Annotated in this window: 1 protein-coding gene; it reads left to right on the forward strand. The window is 72.6% G+C overall.

Going from position 1 to position 16,287, the window contains the following annotated elements:
* The first annotated feature begins 37 nt into the window (after positions 1 to 37).
* Complete coding sequence (locus BMZ18_RS10945) at positions 38 to 16,237, forward strand: non-ribosomal peptide synthetase (RefSeq protein ID WP_068364801.1); 16,200 nt, start codon at positions 38 to 40, stop codon at positions 16,235 to 16,237.
* Positions 16,238 to 16,287: the final 50 nt, after the last annotated feature.

The following is a 16,287-nucleotide window of genomic DNA, read 5'->3' on the forward strand; positions in this document are numbered from 1 at the left end:
CGCCGAACGACGGCCCGGCTTAGGTTAGCCTTCGTTCATGTTCCGGGTCGTCGACACCGACACGCTGCCGCTCACCGCTGCCCAGTCCGAGGTCTGGACGGCGCAGCACATCCTCGGCGATCGACGAGACTTCGTCATCACCCTGCTGGTGGAGGTCACCGGCACGGTGGACCTCGCGCGCGTGCGCGATGCGGTCCGCACCACCCTCACCGATGCCGAGGCGCTCCACGTACGGATGGACTTCTCCGGCGAGCACCCGGTCCAGCGGCCCGACGTGCGGAACTGGGACGTCGACGTCGTCGACCTGTCCGGTGACGACGACCCCGTCGCGGCGGCGCACTCCTGGATCGCCGACGACGTCGCGAGCGCCGACGTCACCGGCGCGGGACCGCTGTTCCGTACGGCCCTGCTGGTCCTCGCCGACGACCACCTGTTCTGGCACCAGCGCTATCACCACGGGATCGTCGACGGCTTCGGGATGTCCCTGATCTTCAACGAGGTCCGCGCCCGCTACGTCGATCCCACCCGTCGGACGACGGACGACGCCTGGGCGCTCGGTCCGCTGGTCGAGGCCGATCGCGACTACCGCTCCTCGCCGGCCTTCGCCGTCGACAAGGCGTTCTGGACCACCCAGCTCATCGGTGCTGCGGAACCACCCGTTTTGCTGCCCGACGTCCCCGACGTCGGTCGCGCGGTCACCGAGCGTGTCGAGGTGTCGACGGACGACGCCGCGCGTCTGCACGCGCTCGCCGCTCGGGAGAACGTGCGCCGGACCCGCGTGATCCCGGCGCTGTGGCTCGCCTACCTGGCCGTCGCCACCGGGTCGTACGACCTCACCGTCTCCCTGCCCGCCACCGGTCGGGTCGGACGGCGCCAGCGCAGCACCCCGTCGATGGCGTCGACGATCCTGCCGCTGCGTCTGCGCCTGTCCCCGTCGATGACGCTCGTGGACGTCGCGCGCGCCTTCGAGCGCGCCACCATCGGCACCGTGCGCCACGGCCGCTTCCGCGGCGAGGACGTCGTGCGGGCCGTGCGGGAGATCGAGCCGCACCGGCGCGTCGTTGGGCCGGGGCTCAATGTCCTGATGCTCCCGCACGGCGTGGACCTCGGCGGAGTGCCGGCGCGCATGCACAGCATGGACACCGGGCCGGTGCGCGATCTCGACGTGACCGTGACGGGCGGCCTGGACGGCGAGCCGGTGATGTTCGACCTGCGCTGCCGACCGGGCGCGGTCCCGGCGATGCGCGGCCACCGGGATCGATTCCGCGTGGTGCTCGAGCAGCTGCTGGCCGACCCGACGCGGCCGCTGTCCTCGCTGACACTGCTGAGCGAGGACGAGCGACGACGCCTCCTCGTCGAGTTCGTCGACACCGCCGAGCCCGTGACGCGCGAGACCGTCCCCGCGATGTTCGCGCATCGGGTCGCCTCCGCGCCGGACGACGTCGCGATCGAGTCGGGGGAGCGGTCGCTGACCTACTCCGAGCTCGCGGACCGGGTGTACCAGGTGGCGCACCACCTGCTCGCCGACGGGCTCGCTCCCGAGGAGATCGTCGCGGTGTCGATGCCGCGGTCGATCGAGATGGTGATTGCACTGCTCGCCGTCACCGCGGCCGGGGGCGCCTTCGTGCCGGTGGATCCGGAGTGGCCGGCCGACCGCCGGGCCCGCGTGCTCGCGGACTGCCGCGCCAGGATGGTCCTCGGCGGCCCGGAACACCCGGTGGCACTGGACGACTGGGCGTACGGCGACCGCCCGACCACGGCGCCCGACGTGACGATCGACGGCGCGCGGGCCGCCTACGTCATCTTCACCTCCGGCAGCACCGGCACACCGAAGGGCGCGGTGATCCGGCACGAGGCCATCTGCTCGCGCATCGCCTGGCAGCGCGATCGCATCCTCGGGTTCGGGCCGGGTGACGCCTCGCTCTTCAAGGCGCCGTTGGCGTTCGACATCTCGATCAACGAGATCCTGTTGCCGCTGCTGACCGGGGGACGACTGGTGGTCGCCGAACCCGGTGGGGAGCGCGACGGGCTGTACCTGCTCGACGTGATCCGACGTCGGCGGGTCACGTTCGTCTACCTCGTCTCGTCGATGCTCGACGCCTTGCTCGCGCTCGACGACCCCGACCGGCCGGCGCTGGCCGGTCTGAAGCACGTGTGGTGCGGCGGTGAGGTCCTCACTCCGGAGTTGTTCGCGCGCTTCCGGTCTCGCCTGTCGACGACGCTGTACCACGGGTACGGACCCGCCGAAGCGACCATCGGTGTGTCGCACGTCGTCTACACCGGCGACGCTCCCCGCATCGCGACGAGCATCGGTCGGCCGAACCCGAACACCCGTCTCTACGTCCTCGATTCGTCCCTCTCGCCGACGCCCATCGGGGTGACCGGCGAGCTGTACGCGGCCGGGTTCCTGCTGGGGCGCGGGTACGTCGGCGCCCCGGGGATCACCGCGTCGCGATTCGTCGCCGACCCGTTCGCCGGGCCCGACGAGCCGGGCGCTCGGCTCTACCGCACCGGCGATCTGGCCCGGTGGACCGAGGACGGGACGCTCGACTTCCTCGGTCGCGCCGACAACCAGGTGAAGATCCGCGGCATGCGCCTCGAACTCGAGGAGGTCGAGGCCGCGCTGTCCGGAACGCCGGGGGTGCGCCGGGTCGTGGTGGACGTTCGCCGTTCGCCCGCGGGTTCGGCCTTCCTCGCCGCGTACGTGGTGCCCGACGCGGGGTCGGTCCTCGACGCGTCGACCGTCCTGGACCACGCCGCGACGGTCCTGCCGGAGTACATGGTGCCGAGCACCGTCACCGTGCTGGATGCGTTGCCGCTCACGGTGAACGGCAAGGTGGATCGGCGTGCGCTGCCCGATCCGGAGCAGACCGTCGCCGGCGCGGTGGCCCCGCGCACCGAGCGCGAACGCGAGCTGTGTGCCGTGGTGGCGGAGGCCCTCGGTCTGCCCGAGGTCGGAGTCACCGACGACTTCTTCGCTCTCGGCGGCGACAGCATCGTCGCACTCGCCGTGGTGGCGAAGGCCCGTGCGCGGGGCATCGCGATCGGTCCGCGCGACGTCTTCTCGCTGCGGACACCGGAAGCAATCGCTGCGGCCACGCCGGACGCCGTCACCGCCGTGGCGGACGAGCCCACGGGGGCCGTTCCCCTCACCCCCGTCGTCGCTCGGGCGCTGCGGCACGGGGCGATTCGGCCACGCTTCCACCAGACGGCGTGTGTTCCGCTGCCGTCGGGTACGGACCCGGGTCGCCTGCGGGACGCCGTGCAGGCCGTCGTCGATCGCCACCCGGCGCTCTGGGCGTCCTGGCACGACGGCGCGCTGCTGGTGCCCGAGACGGCGCCGCGCATCGACGTGGTGCACGACCCGGCGGCGTCCGTCGACGGCACCGTCGCGCGCCTGGACCACCGTCGGTCCGGCGGCGCGGTGGCCGTGGCACTGACCGACGACACCGCCATCCTGGCGGTGCACCACCTGGTGGTCGACGGGGTGTCGTGGCGAATCCTGCTGGGCGACCTGGCAACCGCTCTGTCCGGTGGCGACGTGCCTCCGGCGAGCACGTCCTTCCGCCGGTGGGCGCAGGCGCTGTCCGACTACGCCGCGGCGGGAGACATCGAGGCCGAGCTGCCGTACTGGCACGGTGTTGCACGGACACCCCTCGGGTCGCTGCCCACCGACGCCGACCCAGGGCTCGCCGGTGACCTGCAGCGGCGAACCGTCGTCACCCCCGAACCGGTCACCGAGGCCGTCCTGCAGGACGTTCCGGCCGCCTACGGCACCGGCCCGACCGAGGTCGTTCTCGCCGCGCTGGCCCTCGCGCTGGGCGCCTGGTCCGCCTTCGACTGCGATCGCACGGTGGTCGAGGTGGAGGGCCACGGCCGCGAAGAGGACGCCGTCGGCACCGCAGGGATCGACCTCACCCGAACAGTCGGGTGGTTCACCACGGTTCGGCCCGTTCCGCTGCCGACCGATCGGCCCGGTGATCCCGCGGAGACGCTGCTGGCCGTGCGCGACGAGCTGCGTCGAGCCCCGGCCTCGACACTCGGCCACGGTGTCCTGCAGGAGCTTCGGTCCGATCCGGTCCTCACCTCGGCGCCCGCGCCGCGCATCCTGGTGAACTACCTCGGCCGACTCGGCGGAGCCGGAACGCTGACGTTCCACGGTGCGGACGACCCCACCACGCCGGCCGCCCACGCGCTGATTCTCGACGTCCTCGCGACGGACGGACCGTCGGGTCCACGCCTCGAGACCACCCTGCGGTGGTCCCCGGCCGTCCTGACCGACGACGACGCCGCGTCGTTCGTCGACCGGTGGACCGACGCGCTCGCGCGGCTCGCCGCCGTCGGACCCGACGTGCGGCACACCCCGACCGACTTCCCGCTGGTGGAGCTGACGGACGACGACGTGGCCGGCCTGCCCGGTGACGTCGAGGACGTCCTGCCGACCACCGCCGTCCAGGACGGCATCCACTTCCATTCCGCCTTCGCCGACGACGACCCCTACGTGGTGCAGCAGGTGATCGACCTTGGAGGCACGGTCGATGCGGACCTGCTCCGCGCTGCCGTGCAGCGCGTGGTGGATCGACATGCGGCGCTGCGCACCTCGTTCCGTCCGGTGTCGAGCGGCCGGATCGTGGCGGTGGTCCACACCGCCGTCGCCGTACCGTTCGACGTGCAGTCGCGGTCGGTGGAGGACGTTCTCGCGGATCATCGTCGGCAGGGCCTCGCCCTCGACCACGCGCCGCTTCTCCGGTACACCCTGGTTCCGACGGAGACCGGTGCTGCACTGGTGCAGTCGATTCATCACCTCGTCGCGGACGGGTGGTCCATCCCCGTCATGCTGCGCGAGATGCTCGAGTCCTACGGGGACCCGGCGCCGCTCCCGGCGCCCGCCTCTCCGCGAGAGTGGTTGCGGCACCTCGCCACCCGCGACCGCGCCACGTCCCTGCAGCGGTGGCGGGACGCTCTGGACGGCGTCCGCGACGACGTGCCGGTGCCGAGCCACGGAGCCTCGGGAACCGGAACCGGCTCGCACCGAGTGGAGGTCGATGCGGAGACGACCGCCGCCGTGCAGCGCACCGCGCGTGACGCCGGGGTCACGGTGAGCGCGTTGCTGCACGCGGCCTGGGGCGTGGTCCTCGGTCGGCTGACGGGCCGTCGCGACGTCACCGTGGGGTCCACGGTGTCGGGCCGCACCGCGCCGGTACCCGGCCTCGACGCCATGGTGGGACTGTTCATCGACACCGTGCCCACGCGCGTTCGACTGGACACCGTCGACACCGTCGACGCCGTTGTCACTGTCGGGGACGTGGCGCGGCGCTGGCAGCGCGACCAGGCCGACCTGCTCGACCATCACCACGTGGGTCTGCCCGAGCTGCGCCGGATCGCCGGCGTGGCGTCGTTGTTCGAGACGCTCGTCGTGGTCGAGAACTACCCGATCGGCGATCTGGTCGCGGCGGCGTCGTCGGCCTCGTCCTCGTCCGGCGGCCGCCTCGAGATCACCGGTGTCCGCGTCGACGAGAACCCCGCGTATCCGTTGACGCTCATCGTCATTCCGGGTAACCGGCTGACCGTCGACCTGAAATTCCATCGCAGTGCCGTCGCCGAGGAGACCGTCGCCGCGATGGTGGAGATGCTGGTGGCCGTCGCCACGGCACCCGCCCACACGCCGGTCACGACCGCGGGCGTGACGCCCGCGCCGGCTGCGCTGGGGTCTGCGGGGCAGCCGGGCGGCGCCACGGTCGTCGACCTGCTGGACCGGCAGGCCGCGGCGACACCCGCCGCGACGGCGCTCGTCCACGGCGGCACGAGCCTCACGTACGCCGACCTGCAGGTGCGGACCGACCGCGTCGCGGCGGCCCTCGCGGACCGGGGTGCCGGTCCGGGAACGCTGGTGGCCGTGGCTCTTCCGCGGTCGATCGACCTGGTGGTGGCCCTCGTCGCCGTGCTCAAGTCCGGGGCCGCGTACCTGCCGCTCGATCCCGGCTACCCGGCCGACCGCCTGCGGTACATGATCGACGACGCGCAGCCCGCCGTCGTGCTCGACGGCCCCCTGCCCGAGCAGGACCCGCGGCCGCTGGTGCGCCCGAGCGCCGCCGATCCCGCGTACGTGCTCTACACCTCCGGATCGACCGGCCGGCCGAAGGGCGTCGTGGTCACGCACGGCAGCGTGGTGCCCCGCCTCGAGTGGATGCGCGAGCATTCGCCGCTCGGCCCCGGCGAGGTGGTTCTGCAGAAGACGCCGTCCAGCTTCGACGTCTCGGTGAGCGAGTTCTTCGGGCCCCTGATCTCCGGCGCCGCACTGGTGCTGGCGGACCCCGACGGGCACCGCGACACCGCCCACCTGGTGGCCACCATCCGCGCGCAGCACGTGACCTGGGTGCACTTCGTGCCCTCCATGCTGGACGCCTTCCTCACCGACCCCGAGGTCTCGTCGTGCACGTCGCTGCGCGTGATCACCTGCAGCGGTGAGGCGTTGCCCGCCGCGTCGGCCCGTCGGGTGGCTCGGCTGCTCCCGCAGGTTCGGCTCGACAATCTCTACGGACCCACCGAAGCGGCCGTGGACGTGACGGCGGCTCAGGGGGTGCAGGGCACCGGGGCGGACTCCGTTCCCCTCGGCCACCCGATGGCCGGCGTCGAGACTCGGGTCCTCGACGGGTGGCTCGGGCAGGTCGGACCGGGCATGCCGGGTGAGCTGTACCTGTCGGGACCGCAACTGGCACAGGGGTACTTGCGACGCCCGGCGTTGACCGCGACCCGGTTCGTCGCGGCACCGCACGGGCAGCGGCGGTACCGCACCGGGGACGTGGTGCGCTGGTCCGAGCGCGCCGGGCTCGAGTATCTCGGACGCGCCGACGATCAGGTGAAGGTCCGCGGGTTCCGCATCGAGCTCGCGGAGATCGACGCCGTCCTGCGCGAGCATCCCGCGGTCGATCGCGCCGCGACCGTGGTGCGGACCAACCGCGGCTCCGCACAGGTGGTGTCCTTCGTGGTCGGCCCCACCGACGACGCGTCCGTCTCCGCCTTCGTCCGAGAGCGGTTGCCCGAGCACATGATCCCGTCGTCGATCACCGTGGTCGACGATCTCCCCACCGGGCCGTCCGGCAAGCTCGATCGGGGTGCGCTGCTCGCCAGGGTGCGCGACGCGGTGCCCACGACGGCGCCCGACGCCGCGAGCCTGCCGGCCGAAGAACCGTCCCCGGACGAAGTCACCGCCGCGCTCCAGTCGCACATCGGCACCGTGCTCGGCGAGACCGTCGGGCCGGACGACGACTTCTTCGCGCGCGGCGGAGACAGCATCCTCGCGATCCGGGTGGTGAACCTCGCGCGCGCCGCCGGCCTCGAGCTGTCACCGCGGCAGATCTTCGACCTGCGGACTCCGCGCGCACTCGCGGCGGCGATCGGCGACGGCCCCACCGAGGCTCCCGCGCCCGCTGTCGAGAGCGCGGTGGGCAGCGTGCGCAGTCTGCCTGTGGTGCACCGACTCTCCGAGTGGTCCGGCACCACCGACCGGTTCTGCCAGGCCGCGCTGCTGGTGGTGCCGCCCACCGCGGAGACCACCGTCACGGCCGTGATCGACGCGCTGGTGCAGCATCACGACAGCCTCCGTCTGCGCCGCGTGCGGCACGCTCCGGGCGTGTGGACCACCGAGGTGCGCGCCGAGGGCGTGCCGTCGTTCCACCGGGTCGACGCTCGCGGTCTCGACGACGGGGCGCTGCGCGAGGCCGTGGGACGCGAATCCGACCGTGCCACCGACGCTCTCGATCCGGACGGCGGGGCCGTCCTGTCGGTCGTGTGGTTCGACCGCGGCGACGATCCCGGCCGCCTTCTGCTGGTCGCCCACCACCTCGCCGTCGACGGTGTCTCGTGGTCGATCCTCGTCGATGACCTCGCCGTGGCCTGGGTGGCGGTCGAATCCGGTGACGCTTCCGTCCTGTCATCGGTCCGGACGTCGCTCCGCGAGTTCTCCCGACGCGTCGACGAGGACGCGCACAGTCCGCAGCGGCTCGCCGAACTGCCCTACTGGCAGGCGGTGACGGCGCCGGGCGCAGCCCTCGTCCCACCTGATATGACTGCCGATGCCACCGACGCCACCGTCGCGCACGGCGACACCCTCCGCGTGCGCGTCCCCGTCGACCTCACGTCGGCTGCGCTGGGTCCCGTCGCGGACCTGGTGCGGGGCGACGCGACGGACGTGATCGTCGCCGCGCTGCGGGTAGCGGTGTCCCGTTGGGGCGCGGACCGCGACGTGCTGATCGACCTCGAGCGCCACGGACGCCACGACGCGTTGGGCGACCTGTCCCGCACCACCGGCTGGTTCACCTCGATCGCCCCCGTCCGGACCACGCATCACGACGGCGTCGTGGCCACGCTGGCGGACGTGAAGGACCGGCTGCGTGCGGCGCCCGACGGCGGCCTCGGCTACGGCATGCTGCGCTACGGAAACGCCCGCACCGCAGGTGTTCTCGCGGGCGGCGAACGGTCCCAGATCCTGGTGAACCACCTGGGCCGGGTTCCCGCGCCCGGTACCGGGCCGTTCGAACCGGCGCCGGAATCGGACGCCTTGCGCACCGAACCGGACTCGGACATGGGCGGGCCGTATCGGCTGATCGTCAATACCGCGGTCGAGCCCGGTGCCGGCGGTGCAGAGCTCGTGGCCTCGCTGGCGTGGTCGGCGTCGCACCTGTCGCGCCGGGACGTCGACACGATCGTCGACGGATGGATGGGCGCGCTGCGCGATCTCGCCACTGCCGCAGCGTCGTCCGCGCCCGTCCTCACCCGTAGCGATGCGCCGCTGATCGACCTCACCGACGACGATCTGTCCGCCGTGGCGGACGTTCTCCCGAGCGGAGTGGAGACCGTCTGGCCGTTGACGCCGCTGCAGGAGGGGCTGTACTTCGAGGCCCTCACGGCGCCCGGGCAGGACGTCTACACCGCCCAGTTCGTGCTGGACTTCGACCATCGGGTCGACCTCGATCGCCTGCGCCGCGCGGCGGACGGTCTGGTCCGCCGCCACCCGACGCTGCGGACTGCCTTCGTGTCCCTGCCCTCGGGCGCGCCCGCGCAGGTGGTGGCCGTGCCCGACGCCGTGGTCGTCCCGATCACTGTGGTGGAGGCGGCATCCGACGGCGAGGTGAACGCCGCGCTGGCCGACGATCGGCGTACTCCGTTCGACCTCACGACGCCGACGCTGTGGCGGCTGCTGCTGGTGCGCCGGCCCGACGGCACTGATGCCCTCGCGGTCAACCGCCAGTTCCTGGTGTGGGACGGCTGGTCCAACGGTCTGGTGGTCGCCGAGCTGCTCGCTCGGTACGCCGATCCCGCGTCCGTCCCGACCACCCCGGACACCGCGTTCGCGCGGTACCTGGGATGGCTGGCCGATCGTGACGTGGACGGCGCCCGAGCGGCGTGGGCGCGGGCGATGGCGGGGCTCGACGAGCCCACGCTGCTCGCCCGGCCGGGAACCGCAGCGGGACCGGACCTTCCGGCGCGTCGCCGCGTGGAGTTCGATCGTCACGAGACGTCGACGCTGCGGGACGCGCTGCGCACCCACGGCGTCACCCTCAACGCCGTGGTGACCGCCGCGGTGGCACTGGCACTCTCGCGCAGCACCGGACGCGACGACGTGACGTTCGGCATCACCGTCGCCGGTCGTCCGACCGACGTGCCCGGCCTCGACACGGCGCCGGGCATGTTCCTCACCACGGTGCCGGCGCGGGTGACCCTGGACCCGGCGCAGACGCTGATCGGCCTCGCGCGGACCGTGCAGGACCAGCGGTGGGCACTGGCCGATCACGACCACCTCGGCCTGGCGGAGATCGGCGCGGCCACGGGCCATCGCACGTTGTTCGACACCCTGTGCGTGGTGCAGAACTTCACCGACGGCGACGAGGCGACGTCGTTGGGCGGTCAGGGGGTTCGCGGCGGCGACAGCATCGACCACACCACCTACCCGATCACCGTGGTGGTGACGCCGGGTTCGGCGATGGCGGTCACCGTCGAGTACCGCCCGGAGATGGTCGACGACGCTCGGGCGCTGCGCGTGGCCGACGACGTCGTGGCGGTGCTGCGCGCCGCGGCGAGGGAGGCCGAGCGTCCTGTCGTCGGACTGCTCGCCGACCCGACGTCGCCGGTCCGCGTGGCGGAGACGGTTCCGGATGTCACCGTCACCGAGATGCTCCTGGAGACGGCGCAGCGTCGACCCGACGCCGTCGCCCTGGTCTCGGGGGAGGTGTCCCTGACCTACCGCGAGCTCGCGGCTCGAATCGAGACACTGGCCCGCGTGCTCCGTGACCGCGGGGTGGGACCGGAACAGGTGGTGGCACTGGCGATTCCCCGCAGCGTCGACACCGTGGTGGCGCTGTTCGCAGTGTTGCGGACCGGCGCGGCCTACCTGCCGCTCGAGCTCGACCACCCGGACGCGCGGTTGAATGCCGTGATGGACGACGCCGACCCGCAGTGCCTGATCGTGGGTCCGAGCGTCGCGTCGCGGTTCGCCGGTCGCAGCGCAGTCCTCGTCCTCGACTGGGCCGCGGACCCGTTGGCGTCGGCGGCACAGACGGTGTCGAGCGGCAGGAGCGTCGACAGCACGGGGTTCGCCCCGGGGCGGCCGGGCCGGCTGGACCACCCGGCGTACGTCATCTACACGTCCGGGTCGACGGGTCGGCCGAAGGGCGTCGTGACCCCGTACCGCGGGCTGACCAACATGCAGCTGAACCACCGACGCGAGATCTTCGATCCCGTGACCCGGGCGGCGGGCGGTCGCACCCTGCGCATCGCGCACACGGTGTCGTTCGCCTTCGACATGTCGTGGGAGGAGTTGCTCTGGCTCGTCGAGGGACACGAGGTGCACGTCGCGGACGAGACGCTGCGACGTGACGCGGATGCCCTGGTGGCGTACGGCGATCGCCACGGCATCGACGTCGTCAACGTCACGCCCACCTACGCCTCGATCCTGCTCGAGCGGGGACTGCTGGACGGGTATCGGCCCGCGTTGGTCCTGCTCGGCGGCGAAGCCGTCGGCGACGACGTGTGGTCGGCTCTGCGCGCCGCGGACGGCGTGCTCGGCTACAACCTCTACGGACCCACCGAGTACACGATCAACACCCTCGGCGGGGGCACCGAGGACAGCGCGACCCCCACGGTCGGCCTGCCCATTCGCGCCACCGACGCCGTGATTCTCGACGGGTGGCTGCGGCCCGTGCCGGACGGCGTGGCCGGCGAGTTGTACGTCGCCGGAGCGGGTCTCGCGCGCGGTTACGCGAACCGGGCCGCACTCACGGCGGACCGATTCGTCGCCGGCCCGAACGGAACGCGGCGCTACCGCACGGGTGACCTGGTCCGTCGTCGCACCGATGGGTCCGGGCTGCTGGACTACCTCGGCCGCACCGACGACCAGGTGAAGATCCGTGGACACCGGGTGGAGATCGGCGAGGTGGCGTCCGCGGTCGCGGCTGTGCCGGGCGTACGGCGCAGCGCCGTCGTCGTCGGCACCGGTCCGGGTGGCCTGGCCCGGCTGATCGCCTACGTCGACGCTCCTCGGGCTGTGGACGTCCGGGACGCCTGTGCCCGCACTCTGCCGGACTATCTCGTGCCCACCGTCGTGCGGACCGACGAGTTCCCCATGACGGTGAACGGCAAGCTCGACGTGGCGGCGCTGCCGGCGCCGGAGGAGGACGAGGCGCCGATCACCCTGCCCCGCACCGAGACCGAGCGGGTGTTGGTCGACATCGTCTCGGACGTCCTCGGCGTCCCGATCGGCGTGACGGACGACTTCTTCGCCCGTGGCGGTCATTCGCTGCTCGCCACCCGCGTGATCGGCCGTGCGCGGACCGCTCTCGGGTGCGAGCTGGCGGTGCGCGACCTGTTCGACGCCCCCACCGTGGCCCGGCTCGCCGCCGTCGCCGAGAACCGGTTCGGGTCCGCGCGGCCCGCCCTTGCGCCACGCGAGCGGCCCGAGCACATCCCGATGTCGGCCGCGCAGCGGCGACTGTGGTTGGCGCACAACCTCGATCCACGCTCGACCGAGTACCACTTCCCGCTCGTGATCCCGCTGGACGGGGCGGTGGACGCCCCGGCGTTGACCGGCGCCCTGGCCGACGTGACCCAGCGTCACGAGGCGCTCCGGACGGTGTTCGACGAGGTCGACGGACTGCCGGTGCAACGCATCCTCACCGACGTGCAGCCCGCTGTGCGCGTGGTCGAGGCCGCCGAGGGTGCGGAGGTAGCGGACGCGATCGCGGATGCGCTCCGCGCACCCTTCGATCTCCGTCGCGAGATCCCGTTGCGCGCCTGCGTCGTTCGCACCGAGGAGGCCACCGTCCTGGTGGTCGTCCTGCACCACATCACCACGGACGAGTGGTCCGACCGCCCGTTCCTGGCCGATCTGCTCGCGGCCTACACCGCCCGCCTGGCCGGTGAACCGTCGCCGCTGGTGCCGCTGCCGGTGCAGTACGCCGACTACACCCTGTGGCACGCGGAGCTGCTGGGCGACGCCCGCGACGAGCGGTCCCTCGCCGCCCGCCAACTGCGCTTCTGGCGCGACACGCTGGCAGGCGCACCCGATCTCGAGGTGCCCACCGATCGACCCCGTCCGCCCCGGCCGAGTCACGCCGGAGCGGTCGTGCAGGTCGACGTCGAGCCCGCCGTGGTCCGCGGCCTGCGCGGCGTGGCGCGATCGACCGAGGCGAGTGTCTTCATGGCGCTGCACGCCGCGGCGGCCGTGTTGATGCGGGCCGTGACGGGGTCGTCGGACGTGGTGCTCGGTGCGCCGGTGGCCGGCCGGGACGAGGAGGCGTTGACGGAGCTCGTCGGGTTCTTCGTCAACACCCTGGCGCTGCGAACCGAGGTCACCGGGTCGGCGTCGCTCGCCGACACCCTCCGCACCGTGCGGGATGCGGATCTGGCGGCGTTCGCTCACGCGGACGTGCCGTTCGACGAGGTGGTCGCCCACCTGGCGCCCGAGCGCAGTGCGGCACGACACCCGCTGTTCCAGGTCATGGTCAGTCATCACACCGGTCCGCTCGTCTCACTCGCCGGAGGCGACCAGGGGGCCGCAGCCGATCGGCTGCCCGAGACGCCGGCGAAGTTCGACGTGGTGTTCAACGCCACCGAGGACACCGCGGGCGAACGGCTCACGCTCCAGCTGGAATACGCCACCGACCTGTACGACGCGGCGACGGCCCGCACGCTCGTGGATCGCTTCCTTCTCGTGCTGGCCGCGCTGGCGCGGACACCGGAGATGCGGGTCGACGATCTCGACCTGTTCCTGCCGGGGGAGCGGCACCGGGTGGTGTCCGAATTCAACGACACCGCACGGGAGGTGCCGGAGGAGACCCTCTACGCGTCGTACCGCCGGTGGGTGTCGGCGACCCCCGACGCGGTGGCCGTGGCGGACGAGCACGAGACCGTCACCTACGCCGAGCTGCACGCGCGGGTCGTCGGTCTCGCGGCGCATCTACGCGAGCGGGGCATCGGTGGCGAGGACATCGTCGGCATCGGCGTGCCGCGGTCGGTGGGCACCGTCGTCGCCATGCTCGCCGTTCTCGCCGTCGGTGCGGCGTACCTGCCGCTGGACGGCCGGCATCCCGTCGACCGTCTCGAGTTCATGCTGGACGATTCCGGGGCGGCGATGCTGCTCACCACCGAGAAGGCGTCCGGATCGATGCCCGGTGGCGTTCCGCATCTCGCGATCGACGCTCTGCCGGAACGGGATTCGGTGGACGAACCGGACGGCCCGGCCGCGCTGGACTCGGCCGCGTACGTCATCTACACCTCCGGGTCCACGGGGCGCCCGAAGGGCGTCGTCGTTCCGCACGAGGGCATCTCGTCGTTGGTGGCGACGGCCGAGGACCGGATGCGGCTGACGACGGGCTCGGTGGTGCTGCAGTTCGCGTCCATCGGGTTCGACGTGGCCGTCTTCGAACTGGCCATGGCTCTGTGCACGGGTTCTCGGCTGGTCGTGGTGCCCGACGACGCGCGGGTCGCGGGCCCGGAGCTGACGGAATTCTGTGCCCGCCATGCGGTGACGCACGCGATTCTGCCGCCGTCGCTGATGGCGGCCCTGCCGCCGGACTGCCTGCTGCCCGAGGACTGCACGGTGCTCGTGGGCACGGAAACCGTGCCGCCGGCGGTGATCTCGGCCTGGTCGGAGCGGCTGAACCTGCTCGCGGCGTACGGACTCACCGAGGCCACCGTCAACAACACGCTGTGGCAGGCGCGGCCGGGCTGGACCGCCGCGGTGCCGATCGGCGTCCCGGACCCCAACGAGCAGGCCTACGTGCTCGATGCACGGCTGCGCCCCGTGCCCATCGGGGTGGCAGGCGAGTTGTACATCGCCGGACGGGGACTCGCGCGCGGTTACCTCGGACGGCCGGATCTCACGGCGCACGGGTTCGTCGCCGATCCGCACGGCGCCGGTCGGATGTACCGCACCGGGGACCGTGCCCGGTGGCGCACGGACGGATCGCTCGACTTCCTCGGCCGCGCCGACGATCAGCTCAAGGTCCGCGGTTTCCGCATCGAGCCCGGTGAGGTGATGGCGGCTCTGGCGTCGGCGGACGGCGTCGACCAGACGGCCGTGATCGCCGTGGGCGACGGCCCTGCCACCCGGTTGGTCGGCTACGTGACCGGGGCGGACGGGCTGCGCGGCGAGGACGTCCGCGCCCACGCGGCGACCGCGCTGCCGGACTACATGGTGCCCAGTGTGGTGATGGTGCTGCCGGGATCGCTGCCGTTGACCCCCAACGGCAAGCTCGACCGCGCGGCGCTCCCGGACCCCGATCTCGGGGGCCTGCTGGGCGGTCGACCGCCGCGGACGGAGACCGAGCGCGTGGTACTCGCGGCTGCCGCGGAGGTGCTGGGGCTCGCGGATCGTCCCGGCGGTGCGGAACTCGGCATCGACGACGATTTCTTCGACGTCGGTGGACATTCCATGGCCGCCATGGGATGGGTGTCCGCCCTTCGATCGCGGCTCGGGGTCGAGGTGACCGTGCGCGACGTGTTCGACGCACCCACCGCGGCGGCGTTGGCGGAACGACTGACAGGGCGGTCGGCGTCGACGGCGCCGATGTTGACGCCACGGACGGATCGACCGGTCCGTGTGCCGCTCGCACCGATGCAGGAAGCCGTGCTGCCGCACGACGTCTCAGCGGCGCCCGCGCATCACGCCCTGCTGGTCGACCCCGGTGACCGGACCGGGGACGAGCTCGCCGCGGCGTTGGCAGCCGTCGCCGCCCGTCACGAGCCGCTGCGATCGGTGATCGCGCCCGACGCGGCGTCGGTCGTGCCCGCGTATCCGGTGGCCCTGGAGCGGGTCGTCGTCTCCGGCGACCTCGGCAGACGAGCGTTCGAGATCGCGCAGGAACCACTCGACCTGACGGCGCGGCCCGGCCTGCGGGCGGTCCTGCTCGACGACGCGGACCGTCGCGCCCTGCTGCTGGTCATGCACTACGCCGCGGTGGACGAGTGGTCGGTGGTCCCGCTGCTCACGGAGATGTTCGCGGGGACCGGCGACGACCTGCCGCTGACGTACTCCGACGTCGCGCAGTGGGCGGTGGACCGTCGCGCCGCGGCGGACGGCGCCACGCGCTACTGGCGTGAGCATCTCGCGGACGCGCCATCGCCGACCCTGCCGATCACGTTCGGCGACAACGGAACCGACGCGGTCCTCGTCGACGTCGACGCCGAGTTGCGGGCGTCGCTCGACCGGGTCGCCGCGGCCGCCGGAACGGGACTGGCCTCGGTGATGCACGCGGCGTTCGCGCTCGCGGTGGCCGACGCGGGCGGCGGCGAGGACGTCACCGTGGCAACGCTGGTGGCCGGCCGCGACGACGCCCGCACGCATCCGATGGTGGGCGGGTTCGCGGACCGGGTCCCCCTGCGGGTGAACGCCATCGGCGATCTGGCCGAGGTCACCCGAGCGGTGCGCGACGCGACCATCGACGCGCTCGATCGACCGGGCCCGTCGTACCGGGACATCGTGGACGCGGCCGGCCGACCGGACCTCCTGCGGCCGCCGCTCGCGATGGTGCACCACCGCGTCGCCGATCTCGGCGGCGTGTCGGTACTCCCGATTCCGGTGGGCCGACCCGATGCGGACCTCACGCTGAGCGTGCACGAACCACCCACGGGCTCAGCCTTGTTCGTCCAGTTGGTCGTTCCGGGCGGAACGGACAGCAAGGCGATCGGTCGGTTCGTGGACCTGCTCACGGCCCGGCTCGAGGAGGCTCGCACGCCCTAGTGGGAAAGGCAAGGCTACGCTAAGCTCGCCGGGTGCAATCGCAGCCGAAG

The organism is Rhodococcoides kroppenstedtii (assembly GCF_900111805.1).
In the GTDB taxonomy this organism is placed as follows: domain Bacteria; phylum Actinomycetota; class Actinomycetes; order Mycobacteriales; family Mycobacteriaceae; genus Rhodococcoides; species Rhodococcoides kroppenstedtii.